Consider the following 14,429-nt stretch of genomic DNA (forward strand, 5'->3'; position numbering starts at 1 on the left):
CGTAATTTCCCAAGAACAAGGATTTGCCCATGCTGATATTTCTGCGTCGACACCTGAAGCGTCTGTTCATGACCTTTACTATTTCCAGTGGGGTTGGTGCCGTGCTGCTGCTTGTCAGCAATACGGCACATGCCTTACCCAGCTTTAGCCAACAAACGGGTTCAGAATGCGCTGCCTGCCACATGGGTTCATATGGCCTGAACCTTACGCCTTTTGGTGCCCGTTTCAAGGCTGGTGGGTTTGTTGATTCCGATGGGAATGGGACCAAAGTCCCATTGTCCGTGCAGCTCCTGGCAGAGCAAGTGAACCCCGCAAGAGGGCCCACACAAACCCGCTTGTCAGAAGCGGATCTCTATTTTGCGGGCCGGTTGTCTGACCATGTTGGAGGTATTGCCCGCCTGAGCCGGCGTGATGACGGAACCACCGTCAAGACGACACTTGAGAATGTGGACCTACGGTATTCGCATGACGTCAAATGGGGCGAAAAAGAAGCTGTTGTGGGGCTGAGCCTGAACAATAGTCCCACTGTGCAGGACCCCGTTTCCGTATTGCCTGGCCGTGGATTTTCTGCTCCCAGTACCGATGGAACTTTGCTCAATCCGGCTAGCACCCACCATCTGGCTAACCGGGTGCTGGGCTTAACCGCTTATGGACTCTATGACCAGACCTGGTATGGCGAACTTGGCAGTTATCGCTCCATGTCGGTGTCTACCCAGGATCGTCTTGGTTTTGATCCGGCCGGCGACCCAGGCAAACTCAGCGGTACCAGTTATTGGCGACTGGCTTACATGAAAGATCTGAAGACGCAATTCTTTTCGATGGGCTTGGTGGGGTTTAACGCCACGCGCCAACTCGATCGCAGCGGACCATCGGACGGCATCAAGGACATAGGCATCGACCTGAACTACCAGTACCTGGGAACCCGTGACCACATGGTGCAGGTACGCTATGCCAACATTCTGGAGAAGCGCAACTACGGCAGCACACCGGCCAGCCCATTCATACCTGGTTTGCTTGCCAGTTCCACCGGGCGCAGCCGGGATCAAACACTGGTCCTTACCTATGTGTACAAGCAAACCTATGGGCTCACGGTGGCTCGCCTCATGGGCACGGCCCAGGAAGACGCCGTTCGTTTCTTGCCCTATGGCAAGCCAGACACGCACAGCACGTTGGTGGAGGCCTCCTGGATTCCATTCGGAAAAGAGGATTCCTGGGGCGCGCCTTGGGCGAACTTGCGACTGTCTGCCGGGTGGTTCAGATTCAGTAAGTTCAATGGCAGCAGCACCGATATTTTTGGTACTAATTTCGGGTCCGGGGCACCGTTGACGAATGCCAAGGATTTGAATCAGTTTTCGCTGACTGCACGAGTCGCGTTTTAGACCAGGAGACTTCAGCAATGAACTATGCATTGACCGTCTTGGCCCTTGGCGTGAGAGGCATTGTTTTCGGATCGGTGCTGGTTGCGTCGACACAGCCTGTGCTTGCTGCAGGCGACGCCGTACTCGGCGCCAAAGTCTTTTCGGCTGAATGCGCTGAATGCCACAGCGTGAAAGAAGGTAAAAATAAGAAGGGGCCAACTTTATTCGCCACGCTGGGGCGCAAAGCAGCGACCCAGCCTGGTTTCGAGTATTCGGACGAGTTGCGCCGCACGGGATGGACCTGGAGTCAAGAAGCGCTGCGTAGTTATCTATCGCAACCAACGAAAAAAGCGAACCCCGGAAGCAAGATGAAGTATGAAGGCTTGTCCGACTCGAAAGAACTTGAGGATGTCATTTCCTATCTCGGTACATGCAAGTGACGAACGCGGGCTGTTCTTGCTGCGTCACAAGACATCGTAGGCGGTGTTCATCTTTACCTTTGAGGAAATGAGATGGGCATCGCCAAAGAGTTCGATGACTGCATGATTAAAAAGGTAGGAGCTTTGGCCAAAAAACTGATAGCCGAAGTTGTCGAGCGGTGAGCGATGAAGCAGAGGGGCGGTTTAATCAAGTTGCGGCTTGAGCGAGTCCAGCCTCGTAGTGGGCTTGTCTCTTGGGGGCTTCACAGCCAGGCGGCTGTTCACTGCGGAGGCACAGACCGTCAGTCACATTTCACAATTTTTTCCCATTCAAAACTAATGGAACATGAACCCGTTCGAGGTACGTCTAGTGCCGATCTATTGGGGCTGTCTCGGGAGTTGGCCAACGTCAGGGACTTGCTTGTAGAGCTTTCTCTCTCCCTGCAAGATGCGCGATTTAAGTTGGGCTGCGAATTGCGCGACAAAACAAATCGGCAATCGTTGGATTTAATTGATCAAATTCGTAGGCTTCAGTCCAGACCTTCAAATGGCTGAGAAAACGATGATTCGGTATTTCCGGCGACCCTGGGCGGTCGCGATCCTAGATGGTTTTGTCGTTCTGTTGCTGACGGTGGCACCAGAGCCCGTCATGGCCCTCGATGTCTTCGCAGTCAAATTGATCTTGGATATCTAACGCACTGTGCCGGAAGCCAACCGAGGTCTCTTGTTTTTGGGAAAAGGGGTGCTTCTGGCGGCGACGGCTTGAGCTATCCCTAAAGCATGGTGCTGGTTTTTCTAATCTCGCTTTGGCTCGCCAAACGAAGCAGGGGTGATTGGCTACGACGGTGGCTGTTCGTGGTCTGCATTATTGCTGCTGATGGTTGAAGCTCGACATCTCTCCTATACCCACACGAAATGTAAAAAATGAATCTATCCAACTTTAAGATCAGCACCAAGATTGGAATGGGCTTTGGCATCATCGTGGCCTTGGTTTTTGCGCTGGGCACGATGGCGTTGATCCAACTCGCAAACGTGGCACAAACTGCAGAGCAGCTTGCAACCAATGACTTGCCCAGTGTCCAGGTGTCGGGGCAAATAGGAAATTTGGTCGGCCAGCTCCGCCGCCTTGAAGCACGCCATGTCCTCTCTCTCGATACCAAAGCAAAAGACGAAAGAGAAGCGGATATAACTGGCATTCGCAAAAAGCTGGTGGAGTTGGAGCCCCTAGCGGTGACACTATTCAATTCCGACTTCGAAACCAAGGCATGGGCTAGCTACAAAGAGCACCGTGATGCATGGTATGCGCAGTGGGACAAGCTGCGCCCCATTTCTCGCAAAGGCCCTGAAGCAGCAGAGGACGCCATAAAGATATTCGAGGGCGATTCGCTAAATGCCGTAAATGCCACGCTCAAAGATATCCAAGACTTGAGTGACTACAACAAAAAAGAAAGCGACTCCTCGTGGGAAGAGGCGAAGGCCACCTACGGTAACGCCCGCCTGATGGTGCTTGCCAGTATCGCTGTCGCTGTGGTCATGGCTGTTGTCTTGGCCATTTTGATTGCACGCGCGATTGCGCGTCCGATTGGAGATGCCGTCCAGGCTGCCAACAATATTGCCCAAGGTGATATGACGATGGCATTGCATGCCCATGGGACGGATGAAACCGCTCAGTTGCTGCAAGCGCTGGAAGCGATGCGCTCTAGTTTGATGCTTGTGGTGGCCAATGTGCGCCAAGGGTCAGATAGCGTGGCGACAGCCAGCGCTGAAATCGCACAGGGGAACCACGACCTATCGGCCCGTACCGAGCAGCAGGCCAGTGCCCTGGAAGAAACCGCGGCCTCGATGGAGCAACTCAGTTCCACCGTCAAACACAACGCGGACAATGCACGGCAGGCCAATCAACTGGCGCTGAAGGCCAGCACGGTGGCTGTCAAAGGTGGTGATGCTGTCGCCCAGGTGGTGCACACCATGAAAGAGATCAACGACTCTTCGCGCAAGATCTCTGACATCATCAGTGTGATCGACGGTATTGCCTTCCAGACCAATATCCTGGCGCTGAATGCTGCGGTGGAAGCGGCCCGTGCGGGCGAGCAGGGACGGGGCTTCGCGGTGGTGGCATCGGAAGTGCGCAGCTTGGCAGGTCGCTCCGCCCAAGCGGCCAAAGAAATCAAGGAACTCATAGGCGCCAGTGTGGCGCGTGTTGAGCAGGGCACGGTGCTGGTGGACCAGGCGGGTGTCACCATGGCCGAGGTGGTGGGATCTATCAAACAAGTCACGGACCTCATGGGTGAAATCAGCGCAGCCAGTTCTGAGCAGAGTACCGGTGTGTCACAGGTTGGCGAAGCGGTGGTTCAGATGGACCAGGCCACGCAGCAGAATGCGGCGCTGGTGGAGCAAATGGCGGCGGCGGCTGGCAGCCTGAAGACCCAGGCCGAGGAGTTGGTCAGCACGGTAGCGGTGTTCAAGCTACCCGCTGGCACCAACGGTGGTGTACCCCGTCCTCGCTCGGTTGAACCTGTTGCCGGGACAGCCCATATGGCATCTCTTAACCGAGGTCTGAATGGCTCTGCGCAACACACCGTCGCCAGCAGCCGCCAGCTAACAGTGAAGTCCAAGGTATTACCAAGAACTGCATCATTACAAAGTGAAGGTGAGTGGGATAGCTTCTGATGTGCTAGCCCCATTTCGATGTCTTGCAGTGCACATCGGGTACCCTCGTTTTAATTGCATCACATTCAGTGTCAGATGATTTCCACTTTGCTGCGTGCGGGCGGGTTGATATTGGCCAGTGGTAAGAAAATCGTGGTTTGACACTGGCGGTATTTATTGCCGGTGTTTGGTGGTATCCCGGCGGAGCTTGGTTAAAAGTGCCAGGTGATCTGGCTTACCCAGCGGCTGTTCAGCGCGCCTTTCAGGCGTTCCTTGGCGGGGCTGGTGGCAACCATATACATAACGTCGAACTGCACCTCACCAAGCTGGTATGACAGCCCAACATTTCCGTAAGTGCGAGAGTCGTCTGCGAATGCTTGCAGATCGTAGTAGCCAATGCCTGCGCTGGCAGTGAATCCATGTGCTAGTGGCAGTCGGCCAACAAGGTCGTACGCCAGTGTGCGCGTGGATTGAAGCGTCCCCAGGGTTGCGTGCGGCGACATGGCAATCGAAGCGTACAGGCTATCCCGCCAACCCGCCGTCAATGCAAACTCCTGGTAGTCCATACGCTGGGTGATTGGGCTACCCAAAGACTGGTAGTGCGACACCATAACCCGCGCACTCCAGTTTGGCTCGATGCGCCAGCCGTATCCCGCATCGGCAACGAACTGTGCGCCTGCCGGACTACCTTCTCCAAACCCAGCAAACCTGGACAGCGCCACATCGGCAAATGCGCCTGAACCCGCATTCCAACTGGCTGCGGCTTCTGTGTATGGATGCCCATCGCTCAACTCCAGGCCACGCAGTACCTTGTCACTTGCTGCACTGAGCTTAAAGTGCCAATTTTCGGCACCGGCACAGGCGTAGCTGGGGAGTAGCAAGGCCAAGATCGGGAGCAATCCCCGGCATATAGCGCTGTTCTTATGGCTTCGCAAAGCAGAAAACCAAGAATGTATCCACGGCCTGCTGCATAGCGAGATTGTTCCCCGGCCGGTGAACTGCGCAATGGAGCCGCCGACGCGGAACCAATCCAGTGGTCCGTTGGTCAGGCCGAGAAATTTCCATGTTGCAAGCTTGGGATTTTTCGCATTGAACAGTTTGTATTTGACGAAGGCCGCCAGGTGGTTCGCCCGGGCGTTCATTGCTGGCATCTCGTCATTCTCGACGAGGTTTTGCCACTTGCAGCTGCCATTTCTTTGACCTTGCCCTTGTTTCATGTCGTGCTCAGGCGTTCGATTACGCGGCCTTCTTATTTTGTGCCTCGTGCTAGAGCAACGCGAATTGCATCGCGCTGAGACATCCCGCATTGGATGCAATGCTTCGCAGATTGTAGAAAGTTAGCCAGTAAAGAGCCGTGGCTTCGATGCTGTGGCCAGGGCGCCCTTGCTACCATCCCGGCATGAGCACCCATTACGAGTCCCTGCAGCAAGCTTCCGCCTACGGCGATGCCTTCAATGTCGAAGCACCCACCAACCTGGGGGAGCGCCATATGTGGCCGCGCAAGCCGGGTTTTTGCATCCGTGCCGTGCCTACCGAGGCCGGTGCACCACCCCAGCGCGAGTTGTTGTCTGCCCAATGGGGGATGGTGCCGCACTGGGTCAAGTCGGCGTCGGACGGCAAGCTGCGTGCGCCCAAGCTGGTGGTGGCGCGGTCTGAGACGGCGTCCACCTCGCAAAACTTCCGCGATGCCTGGTTGAACGGGCAGCGCTGCATCGTGCCCATGCAGGCCTTTTTTGAGGACGACTGGCGCAGCGGCAAGGCCGTGGCGACGCGCGTCGCGCGGGTCGATGGGCTGCCCATGGGTGTGGCAGGCTTATGGGCCCAATGGACTGGCCCGGACGGCACCGTCCTGCTCAGCTATGCCCTGCTGACGGTGAATGCCAACAGCCACGCGCTGCTGCGCCGCTACCAGCAACCGGGTGCCGACAAGCATATGCCGGTGATCCTGAACGAGGGCGCGTATGACGCCTGGCTGGGTGCGCGCGTGGACAAGTCCAAGGAGTTCATGCGCCAATACGCGGCGAATTGGCTGGCGGCCAACCCGGTGGAAACCAAGGCCGACAAAGTACCCAAGGGCCTGTTCTGATATGCAGCCCGAAGCTATCTGGATGCCGGTGGCCTGGGCCGAGATGGGGGTGCAGACCTACCCGCCGGGCCAGAGCAACCCGCGTGTCACCGAATACCACGGCCACACCAATATTGCAGGCTATGACGACAAGGCCTCGTGGTGCTCGTCGTTTGTGAACTGGAGCCTGGCCCAGGTAGGTATTGCCGGCACAGGTTCGGCGCTGGCGCGTTCCTGGCTGGACTGGGGTGTGCCGCTGCAGGTACCGGTGCCGGGTTGCATTGCCGTGCTGTCGCGCGAGGACCCGGCGGGCTGGAAGGGCCATGTGGGTTTCTTCCTGCGCGCCGATGCCGAGCATGTGTACTTGCTGGGCGGCAATCAGCTGGACGCGGTGCGTGAACATTTTTACCCCGTGGACACGGTGCTGGGTTACCGTTGGCCTGCGTAATCACTCTGGGGGCAAACCATGGCTGAGCGTTCTTCCATCGGCATCATCGGCACTGGCTGGGTGGGCACCAGCGTGGCCATGTCGGTGTTGCACAGCGGTGCGGCCCAGGAGTTGCTGCTGCATGACGCACGGCCCGGCCTGGCCGAGGGCGAGGCCATGGATCTGGCCCAGGGCTCGGCCTTTTACCCTTCTGCCGCTGTGCGGGCGGCGGCGATCGAGGACATGCACGGCACCCGCGCCATCGTCATCGCGGCTGGCAAGAACGGCAGCCCCACCCAGACCCGGCTGGACCTGTTGAAGGAGAACCTGGCCATTCTGCGGGGCATCGCCGTGCAACTGCGCGGCTACCAGGGCGTGGTGGTGGTCGTCACCAATCCGGTAGATGTGCTGGTGTGCGACTTTGCCGAGGTGTCGGGGCTGCCACCCGAGCGCGTCATCAGTACCGGCACCATGCTGGATACGACCCGGCTGCGCCAGATGCTGGGGCAGCAGCTGGCGCTGGATGCGCATTCCATCCACGCCCAGATGGTGGGCGAACACGGCGACTCGGAGGTGGTGCTGTGGTCTGGCGCGGACATCGGCGGTGTGCCGCTGCGCCAATGGAGCGGCTGGCAGACAGAGCACGAGCCTCGCATGGCCCACGCCGTGCGCACGGCTGCCTACGAAGTGATTCGGCGCAAGGGTTCGACCAACCATGCTATTGGCCTGGTGACAGCCTCTCTGCTGGCGGGCATGCTGCGCGACGAGCGGCGCGTGCTCACCGTGTCGCGGGTGCAGACCGGGGCCTTGGGCTTGCACGGCGTGGCCTTGTCCTTGCCGTGCATCGTGGGCGCAGGCGGCGCGCTGCAGGTGCTGGAGCCGGCCCTGGATGCGGTGGAGCGTGCGGCGCTGGCGCATTCGGCCGAGGTGCTGCGGGCTGCCCGGGCCTCCGTGGCGTAGCCCGTGCCGCAGGGTTCATCTATCATCTTTTGCACCTGCAGCGCAGATTCTGCAAGCGCAAGGTGCTATTAATTTTGAAGTGCAGGAGCGAGCGATGCGAAATCTGGTAGAGCAGTTGTCCACCTATGCCGCATACCACCGGCATCCGCGCAATGTCCTGATCCATTGCGTGGGCATTCCGCTGATTGTTGTGGCGACTGCGGTACTGTTGTCACGCCCTTCGATCTTCGCCATGGGCTGGGCGTTCACACCCGCGCTGGCTGTGGCGGTGTGTGCAGCGGCCTACTACTTCTGGCTGGACCTGGGTTTGGGCGTGCTGATGGCGCTGCTGCTGGGATTGGCCGTGTGGTTCGGGACTTGGAGCGCGGCCCTGCCCACGCCGACCTGGCTGGCCATAGGCCTGGGTGGATTCGTTGTGGGCTGGGTGCTGCAAGGGGTGGGCCACCTGATTGAGGGCCGTAAGCCCGCGTTTGTGGACGATTTGATGGGGCTGGCCATAGGGCCGCTCTTTGTGGTGGCCGAGCTACTGTTTTGGCTGGGATTTCGCCCCGGTCTGCGCAGCGCGCTGGCGGCTGCGACAGACACGGATGCATTGCTTATCGAGGACAAGGACGCAAGTTGACCAAGATCAGATTCTGGATGCGGATATGGGGGCTGGCGCTGGCCGGCTGTTGCGGCTTGGTGGCTGGCGCAGCTGCGCAGACCCTGAGCCTGGGGGTATCCGACGGCCCGGTGTCCCTGCCGATTTATGTGGCGCAGGCGAATAGCTACTTTGAACGCGAAGGCCTGAGCCTGTCCACCCGCAGCTGCAGCAGCGGCCGCGATTGCTACAAGCTGATGGCCGAGGGGACCGTGCAGCTGGCTACCGCCGCCGAGTTGATCGCCACGTTGAACAGCTTCACCCGCCAGGACCTGGCATTCATCGCCTCCATCAGTGCGTCGTCGTCGCAGATCAAGATCGTGGCCCGGCGTAGCGCGGGTATTACGGCGCCGTCACAGGTCGCCGGCAAGCGCGTGGGCACGGTGCAGGGCAGCTCGGCCGCGTATTTTCTGGGCCGCTGGCTGGCTCTCGACAACCCACGTGGGCGAGACAGCACCATCGTTTCCATGGAGCCGGGCCGTATCGCCGCCGCATTGCAGCGTGGCGAGATTGATGCGGCTGCGATCTGGGAGCCGGTGGCCAGCAATGCGGCCGCCGCCTTGGGCTCGGATGGTGTGCTGTTTGAAAACCCGGGGCTGTACAGCCAGCAGTTTGGCTTGATCACCAGCCGCGCGCTTATCAAGACCCGGGAGGTGGATCTGCTGAAACTATTGCGCGCCTTGCAGCAGGCCGAGCGCTTCATTGCCGAGCAGCCCCTGAAGGCGCAGCAGGTGCTGGTGGCCCGCCTGGGCGTGACCCCGGCCCAGGCTGCAGCCCAGATGCGAGAGCATGACTTCCGCCTCGGGCTGGATTTCTCGCTGATAGACACCATGGACAGCCAGGCCCGCTGGGCCATTCGCGAGATGCGGGTGCAGCCCCGGCCGGACACCCTGCTCAACGTGGTCGATCCGGCCCTGCTGCGCAAGGTGGCGCCTGACGCCGTGCAACTGGGGCGCTAGCTTAAGCAATGCTGATCTGGGCTGCCCATGGCAGAGATCTGACGCGATAGATGCGGTCTTCTAGGACTTTGAACACTTTCTTAGTGCTTCAGCACGATTTTCCCCTGTACCCCGCTGGCGATGGCGTTTTGGGCTGCGCCAATGTCACTCAGCGACAAGGTCTTGGCAATCGGGATGGTCAGCCTGCCCTCGGACGCGGCTTTGAGCACGGCATCCAGCGTATGTGCATCGCTGCGGTGATAGATCTCGTGGATAGTGACGCGATTGTGGGAATTGGCACCTTCGGGGATGGGAACAATGCTGGCAACCTGGCCGCCATTTCGTACATGGCCAATCAGATTTCCGGCGGCTGCAGGTGCGGTGCTGATGGCAAATTCGAACATTGCCGCGGTGGGTGTTTGGGTGATATCGATAGCCTCGCCGGTCAGCGCACGTGCATCGGAAAGCCTTTCGGGCCGCACCCCTGCCACTGGTTTTGCGCCGATCTCCTGTAGATACTGGATTGCTGCGCGGCCAACCATGCCGAGTGCACCAGAAACCAGGACGCGGTCGCCCGACTTGACGCCCAGAGCATCCACTGTTTGCCGGCCGGTGAGTCCCGCTTTGACCAAGGATGCGCCCTGCTCGAAAGTCAGGTTGGCCGGGAGCTTCGCAACGGACGAGACCGGCAGTACACCGTATTCCGCATGGGCGCCCTTGCCATTGGCCGGAAAGTCGGCTACCACCCTGTCACCCACGGCCAGCCCGGTCACGCCTGAACCCAGTGCTGCAATGGTTCCTGCCGCGTCTCCGCCCAAGACAGCGGGAAGTTGCAGGGGAATGAGGTGGGCCATGTAACCCTGGCGGAGGATGAGATCAAATGGATTGATCGCAGACGCTTCGATCTTGATAAGGACTTCGCCGGCCTGCGGTTTGGGCGTCGGTATTTCATCGATCACGAACTGGTCGATATCGCCATAGGCTTTGAGAAGGGCAGCTTTCATGTGTTAACTCCTTGAGGTTGTGCCGATGGGGGCGGTGTTGGATGGCGGGGATTACTGCATTTCGCCAGTAGACGGACTGGCTCCCGGTGCAAGACCGAAGCGAAAACTTGACGCGGTTATTGCGCCAAAAAGGTCGTCCTGGTGGTATGTCACGGCTCCTGGTTCGCTCTCGGCGGCTCCCACGACCACCATCAGTGGAATGAGATGGTCCTCACGTGGATGTGCCGCCTGTGCAGAAGGGGCCTTTTGCCACTCCTGCAGTTGTTCTACGCGTGCTTCCGGAGATGCGTGAACCAGTGTTTGCTGAAGCCAGCTGTCGAATTTCCGCGATGCTTCGCGTCCGCTGGTGCCGCGAATTTCTTGCAGGTTGTGATAGCTGAGTCCGCTGCCGATGATCAGCACCCCTTCATCCCGCAATGGTGCAAGAGCCCGGCCGACTGCGATGTGTAGCATGGGGTCGAGCCCTGCATCCAGTGACAGTTGAACCACTGGAATGTCTTCACCCGGATAGAGTGGCTTCATGATGCTGAAGGTGCCGTGGTCGAGGCCGCGTGTGGGGTCCAGTTGTGACCGGATGTCATTTGAACGCAAGAGTTCATGTATCCGTTTGGCCAGCGCTGGCGAGCCGGGTGCGCCATATTGGATGTGGTACAGGTATTCGGGAAAGCCGTAATAGTCGTAGACCATGCCCGGTTTCGCGCCAGACGAAATAGAGATGCCTTCGCTCTCCCAGTGGCCCGATATAACCAGGATGGCCTTGGGCAGCTCCTGAAGCTCGCTTCTCATTTCCTTCAGCGAATTTTCAAGTTTGTCGAAGTTGCGACGGAATTCACCCGTCAGATACGGCCAGGGGCCTCCGCCGTGGCTGATGAAATAGGTTGGGAGACGAGGGGTGCTCATGGGTATTTCTGTGTCGATGGGAGGGGAGATATCGGATGCATTTCTTGATCGTTTAGCTTAACGTTTCGTAATAATTGATCTATAGGCTTTATATTGAAGAACTATTTCCTGTGGGTTGATGATCAATGGACACGTTAACGAGCTTGCGGGTTTTTTGCGCGGTGGCGGAGCTCAAAAGCTTTACGGGTGCAGCAGAGCGTCTGGGCCTTTCGCCAGCGATGGCTAGCAAACATGTCATGCACCTGGAGAGCCGGCTGGGCACCCGGCTGCTCAATCGAACCAGCCGCCACGTCAGCGTGACGGAAAGTGGCGTGCTTTATTTCGACCAGGCCCGGCAAATGCTGGATGGACTGGATGAGGTGGAAGCCGCCGTCAGCAACGTCACGGTGACGCCGCGGGGGACGCTCAAGTTGAGTGCGCCGGTGTGGCTTGCGAACAGCTTGGTTGCGCGCTTGGTTGCCCAATACCACCAACGCTGTCCCGAGGTGTGTCTCGACATGGATTTCAGTGGCCGGATCGTAAACCTCGTGGACGAGGGCTTCGACCTCGCCCTGCGCGTAACGGCACCGGAGAGGCTGGATCCTGGCCTTATCGCTCGTCCACTAACAAAGGTTGTTTTTCATATCGTTGGCGCGCCGGCTTATTTGGCACGCACTGGTCGGCCGGAGAAGCTGGCCGATCTCAATGGCCATTCGCTGTTGCAGTACAGCGGCATCAACCCCAATGGCATCTGGACCGTCGGCGGCCCGGATGGCGCGGAAATACTGAAGTTTCGGCCCGTGATGAGAAGCGAGAATGAGGCCATGCTGCATATGGCTTCGCTGGAAGGCATGGGCCTGGTCTTTCTGCCTGCCGTGATGATCCAGGCAGATATCGCTGAAGGACGGCTGGAGTTGGTGCTACCGGACAAAGTGAGTTTCAGTGCAACGCTCTACGCCGTCTACCCCAGCCGAAAATATCTTTCTGCCAAGGTGCGTACTTTCATAGATTTTCTTTCTGCTCAGCCTGATCTTTGCCCGGAAGTGCAAAGCGCGCCTTGACCCGCTCTGCGAGCTGCGCTCAGCTGTCCTGCAGCGTCTCGATGAGGCGTGCTGCATTGCCCATCATGGCGTGGTAGCTGTCCAGGCTGCCTTCTTCCAGGTTTTCAGCGCCCCAGTGCGTGATGGTGCCCAGGCCTTCGCTCAGTGCGTCCAGCAGCTCGGGCGATGCCCGGCCCAGGGTAGTGATCAGCACGTCGTTGATGACTTGCATGGCCCGGATTTGCCCGGCCTGGGCTTGGATGAGTGCGTGCAGGGCACGCGCGATGTCGTCGTTCATATGCGTCTTGCGGATGTCTAGGAGCGCCGATCGTAAACCCAGCGTCTCATGGGCTCATCCGGGCTGGCAGGCCTTCCATGCCGCCACAAAGCCGGCGGCCCGTGTGCGCACCTGCTCGGCCGGCGTGCCTGGCGCATACAGCTGGCCGCCAATGCCGAAGCCCGTGGCACCGACCTTGACCCAGGCCGCCATGCTCTCGGGCGTGATGCCGCCCACGGGCCAGATCGGTGTGCCGCTGGGCAGAACCGACAACAGGGCCTTCAGGCCGGCCGTGCCGACCTGCTCGGCGGGAAATATCTTCAGTGCATGCGCACCGGCTTCCAGCGCGGCAAAGGCTTCGCTGGGGGTGGCGATGCCCGGGGCGCTGTACAGGCCAGAAGTGACGCTGTGGCTGATCACCGTGGGGTTGCAGTTGGGCGAGACGATGAGCTTGCCGCCGGCAGCCCTGACCGCATCCACGTCGGCGGTGCGCAGCACCGTGCCGGCGCCGACCAGCGCGTCGCTGGGTGCGATGGCCGACAGGAGGCGTATGCATTCCAGCGCGCCCGGGCGGTTCAGCGGCACTTCCAGAATGCGGAAGCCTGCATCGAACAAGGCCTGGCCAACGTCTTCGGCCGAGGCGGTATCCAGGCCGCGCAGGATGGCGACCAGGGGTGGGTGGGGTGCGTGCATGGTCATGCTCCGTGGGTTTGGATGTGGTGGAAGCCGCTCAGGATCACCTCGCGCGGCGACAGCACCCGCAGGCTGCAGCCCAGCTGGGTGGCTGCGACCTGGTAGGCCTGGGCCAGGGCGAATGAACCTATCAAGTGGAATTCTGCGCTGCTATGGCTGCCCAGGTCGCGCAGCACGTCTTGCAGTTCGCTGCCTATCAGCAGGCCGCTCAAATAGGCCTGGGCCTGGCTGGCCGGCATGGTGCCGGTAACCACGCGGGCGCGGCAGGCAAACAGCTGGTGCGCCAGCGCGCCCGGCCCGCCTGCGGCCACGCCATCGGCAAAGGCGGCCTGGCTCCAAAGAGGTTCGGCGCCTGCAGGCTGGGCGGCTGCGGCCAGCGTGCCGTACTGCGACAGCAGGGCGAACAGCTCGCCCGTCATATAGGTGCGCAGTTGCTCAATGCGGCCATCCCGCAGCAGCACCCACTTGCTGTGTGTGCCGGGCAGCACAAACCAGCCGTCGCGCAGGCCCATGGCCACAGCGCCCAGCAGCTGGGTTTCTTCGCCGCGCATCACATCGGGCTGGCCCTGGGCGTTACGCACGCAGTAGCCGGGTACGATGTAGCGCTCTGTCTGGTCGGCAACGGCAACCAGGTGCCGGGGCAGTTCTTCGAGTGCGACTTCCGGGCCCAGATAGGGGGCTTCCTGCCAGCCAAATGCGCTGCCCACCATGCCGGACATGACGACGCGGGCGTCGGCATCGGGTTGCGCAAGCAAAGGGGGCAGCAGGGCAGCCAGTGCTGCGGGGTAGCGTCCACGCGCGGCCAGCGCGCCCTGGTCATCGTCGGCTTCGGCTATGCACCTGCCCTCAGGGTTGATTGCGTAGCCGCGGCGATGGGTGGTGCCCCAGTCCACGCCTATCCAGGTGGGGTTGGTAGTTGCCATAGAATGCGTCTCTGTTTTAGATTGTATGATTTATTATGCTGCGAATCTGGTTGATAGGGAACAGGTGCAGCACCATTTAGCGGGGATTTATGCGATGACGGCAACTGCCACACACACTTTTGCGGCCACGTATGCGGGGCGTCATCGGCATGGGCGA

At 59.7% G+C, this 14,429-nt stretch carries 15 protein-coding genes; 9 read left to right on the plus strand and 6 right to left on the minus strand.

Going from position 1 to position 14,429, the window contains the following annotated elements:
• Positions 1–29 precede the first annotated feature (29 nt).
• The 3 genes from AC07O2_RS08145 to AC07O2_RS08155 all read left to right on the plus strand — a co-directional run bounded on the left by AC07O2_RS08145 (position 30) and on the right by AC07O2_RS08155 (position 4,447).
• Complete coding sequence (locus AC07O2_RS08145) at positions 30–1,379, plus strand: hypothetical protein (RefSeq protein WP_495075237.1); 1,350 nt, start codon at positions 30–32, stop codon at positions 1,377–1,379.
• Positions 1,380–1,396: 17 nt separating this feature from the next.
• Positions 1,397–1,798 carry a c-type cytochrome gene (locus tag AC07O2_RS08150; protein ID WP_495075238.1) on the plus strand — a complete coding sequence of 134 codons (402 nt, stop codon included), beginning with the start codon at positions 1,397–1,399 and terminating at the stop codon, positions 1,796–1,798.
• A 903-nt stretch (positions 1,799–2,701) separates the two neighbouring features.
• A complete protein-coding gene (locus AC07O2_RS08155; RefSeq protein WP_495075239.1) occupies positions 2,702–4,447 on the plus strand; it encodes a methyl-accepting chemotaxis protein in 1,746 nt (581 codons plus the stop codon).
• Between the two features lie 191 nt (positions 4,448–4,638).
• On the opposite strand, the gene AC07O2_RS08160 is transcribed toward AC07O2_RS08155, so the two are convergent.
• Complete coding sequence (locus AC07O2_RS08160; protein WP_495075240.1) at positions 4,639–5,643, minus strand: TorF family putative porin; 1,005 nt, start codon at positions 5,641–5,643, stop codon at positions 4,639–4,641.
• A gap of 182 nt (positions 5,644–5,825) precedes the next feature.
• Here AC07O2_RS08160 and AC07O2_RS08165 point away from each other — a divergent pair, with 182 nt between their 5' ends.
• From AC07O2_RS08165 to AC07O2_RS08185, 5 genes are all read left to right on the plus strand, one after another.
• Complete coding sequence (locus AC07O2_RS08165; RefSeq protein WP_495075241.1) at positions 5,826–6,512, plus strand: SOS response-associated peptidase; 687 nt, start codon at positions 5,826–5,828, stop codon at positions 6,510–6,512.
• Between the two features lies 1 nt (position 6,513).
• Complete coding sequence (locus AC07O2_RS08170) at positions 6,514–6,939, plus strand: TIGR02594 family protein (protein ID WP_495075242.1); 426 nt, start codon at positions 6,514–6,516, stop codon at positions 6,937–6,939.
• An 18-nt stretch (positions 6,940–6,957) separates the two neighbouring features.
• A complete protein-coding gene (locus AC07O2_RS08175; RefSeq protein ID WP_495075243.1) occupies positions 6,958–7,878 on the plus strand; it encodes a lactate/malate family dehydrogenase in 921 nt (306 codons plus the stop codon).
• A 94-nt stretch (positions 7,879–7,972) separates the two neighbouring features.
• Positions 7,973–8,500, plus strand: coding sequence for an Mpo1 family 2-hydroxy fatty acid dioxygenase (locus tag AC07O2_RS08180; protein ID WP_495075244.1), 528 nt, complete (start codon positions 7,973–7,975; stop codon positions 8,498–8,500).
• On the plus strand, positions 8,497–9,477 hold the full coding sequence (locus AC07O2_RS08185) for an ABC transporter substrate-binding protein (RefSeq protein ID WP_495075245.1): 981 nt from the start codon (positions 8,497–8,499) through the stop codon (positions 9,475–9,477). Before AC07O2_RS08180 ends, AC07O2_RS08185 begins: the two co-directional genes overlap by 4 nt.
• Before the next feature lie 80 nt (positions 9,478–9,557).
• Here the strand turns inward: AC07O2_RS08185 and AC07O2_RS08190 are convergent, their stop codons facing one another.
• Both AC07O2_RS08190 and AC07O2_RS08195 read right to left on the minus strand, forming a co-directional pair.
• Entirely contained in the window at positions 9,558–10,460 is a 903-nt protein-coding gene (locus AC07O2_RS08190; RefSeq protein ID WP_495075246.1) for an NADP-dependent oxidoreductase, read from the minus strand.
• A gap of 51 nt (positions 10,461–10,511) precedes the next feature.
• Complete coding sequence (locus AC07O2_RS08195) at positions 10,512–11,360, minus strand: DODA-type extradiol aromatic ring-opening family dioxygenase (RefSeq protein WP_495075247.1); 849 nt, start codon at positions 11,358–11,360, stop codon at positions 10,512–10,514.
• Between the two features lie 125 nt (positions 11,361–11,485).
• Here AC07O2_RS08195 and AC07O2_RS08200 point away from each other — a divergent pair, with 125 nt between their 5' ends.
• Positions 11,486–12,400, plus strand: a complete 915-nt coding sequence (locus AC07O2_RS08200) for a LysR family transcriptional regulator (RefSeq protein ID WP_495075248.1) — start codon at positions 11,486–11,488, stop codon at positions 12,398–12,400.
• 19 nt (positions 12,401–12,419) lie between these two features.
• On the opposite strand, the gene AC07O2_RS08205 is transcribed toward AC07O2_RS08200, so the two are convergent.
• Genes AC07O2_RS08205 through AC07O2_RS08215 form a run of 3 tightly spaced genes read right to left on the minus strand, consistent with a single transcriptional unit; the run spans position 12,420 to position 14,272 of the window.
• Positions 12,420–12,677, minus strand: a complete 258-nt coding sequence (locus tag AC07O2_RS08205) for a hypothetical protein (RefSeq protein WP_495075249.1) — start codon at positions 12,675–12,677, stop codon at positions 12,420–12,422.
• Between the two features lie 54 nt (positions 12,678–12,731).
• Entirely contained in the window at positions 12,732–13,355 is a 624-nt protein-coding gene (locus AC07O2_RS08210) for a 2-dehydro-3-deoxy-6-phosphogalactonate aldolase (RefSeq protein ID WP_495075250.1), read from the minus strand.
• A complete protein-coding gene (locus tag AC07O2_RS08215; RefSeq protein ID WP_495075251.1) occupies positions 13,352–14,272 on the minus strand; it encodes a 2-dehydro-3-deoxygalactonokinase in 921 nt (306 codons plus the stop codon). The genes AC07O2_RS08210 and AC07O2_RS08215 overlap by 4 nt, the downstream gene beginning before the upstream one ends.
• Positions 14,273–14,429 lie beyond the last annotated feature (157 nt).

The sequence above is a fragment of the Rhodoferax sp. GW821-FHT10B06 genome, assembly GCF_059415605.1.

Excerpts from the sequence above, each read along its gene's own strand:
- AC07O2_RS08145 (WP_495075237.1), top strand. The coding sequence starts at position 30 with ATGCTGATATTTCTGCGTCGACACCTGAAGCGTCTGTTCATGACCTTT.
- AC07O2_RS08150 (WP_495075238.1), top strand. The coding sequence starts at position 1,397 with ATGAACTATGCATTGACCGTCTTGGCCCTTGGCGTGAGAGGCATTGTT.
- AC07O2_RS08155 (WP_495075239.1), top strand. The coding sequence starts at position 2,702 with ATGAATCTATCCAACTTTAAGATCAGCACCAAGATTGGAATGGGCTTT.
- AC07O2_RS08160 (WP_495075240.1), bottom strand. The coding sequence starts at position 5,643 with ATGAAACAAGGGCAAGGTCAAAGAAATGGCAGCTGCAAGTGGCAAAAC.
- AC07O2_RS08165 (WP_495075241.1), top strand. The coding sequence starts at position 5,826 with ATGAGCACCCATTACGAGTCCCTGCAGCAAGCTTCCGCCTACGGCGAT.
- AC07O2_RS08170 (WP_495075242.1), top strand. The coding sequence starts at position 6,514 with ATGCAGCCCGAAGCTATCTGGATGCCGGTGGCCTGGGCCGAGATGGGG.
- AC07O2_RS08175 (WP_495075243.1), top strand. The coding sequence starts at position 6,958 with ATGGCTGAGCGTTCTTCCATCGGCATCATCGGCACTGGCTGGGTGGGC.
- AC07O2_RS08180 (WP_495075244.1), top strand. The coding sequence starts at position 7,973 with ATGCGAAATCTGGTAGAGCAGTTGTCCACCTATGCCGCATACCACCGG.
- AC07O2_RS08190 (WP_495075246.1), bottom strand. The coding sequence starts at position 10,460 with ATGAAAGCTGCCCTTCTCAAAGCCTATGGCGATATCGACCAGTTCGTG.
- AC07O2_RS08195 (WP_495075247.1), bottom strand. The coding sequence starts at position 11,360 with ATGAGCACCCCTCGTCTCCCAACCTATTTCATCAGCCACGGCGGAGGC.
- AC07O2_RS08200 (WP_495075248.1), top strand. The coding sequence starts at position 11,486 with ATGGACACGTTAACGAGCTTGCGGGTTTTTTGCGCGGTGGCGGAGCTC.
- AC07O2_RS08205 (WP_495075249.1), bottom strand. The coding sequence starts at position 12,677 with ATGAACGACGACATCGCGCGTGCCCTGCACGCACTCATCCAAGCCCAG.
- AC07O2_RS08210 (WP_495075250.1), bottom strand. The coding sequence starts at position 13,355 with ATGACCATGCACGCACCCCACCCACCCCTGGTCGCCATCCTGCGCGGC.
- AC07O2_RS08215 (WP_495075251.1), bottom strand. The coding sequence starts at position 14,272 with ATGGCAACTACCAACCCCACCTGGATAGGCGTGGACTGGGGCACCACC.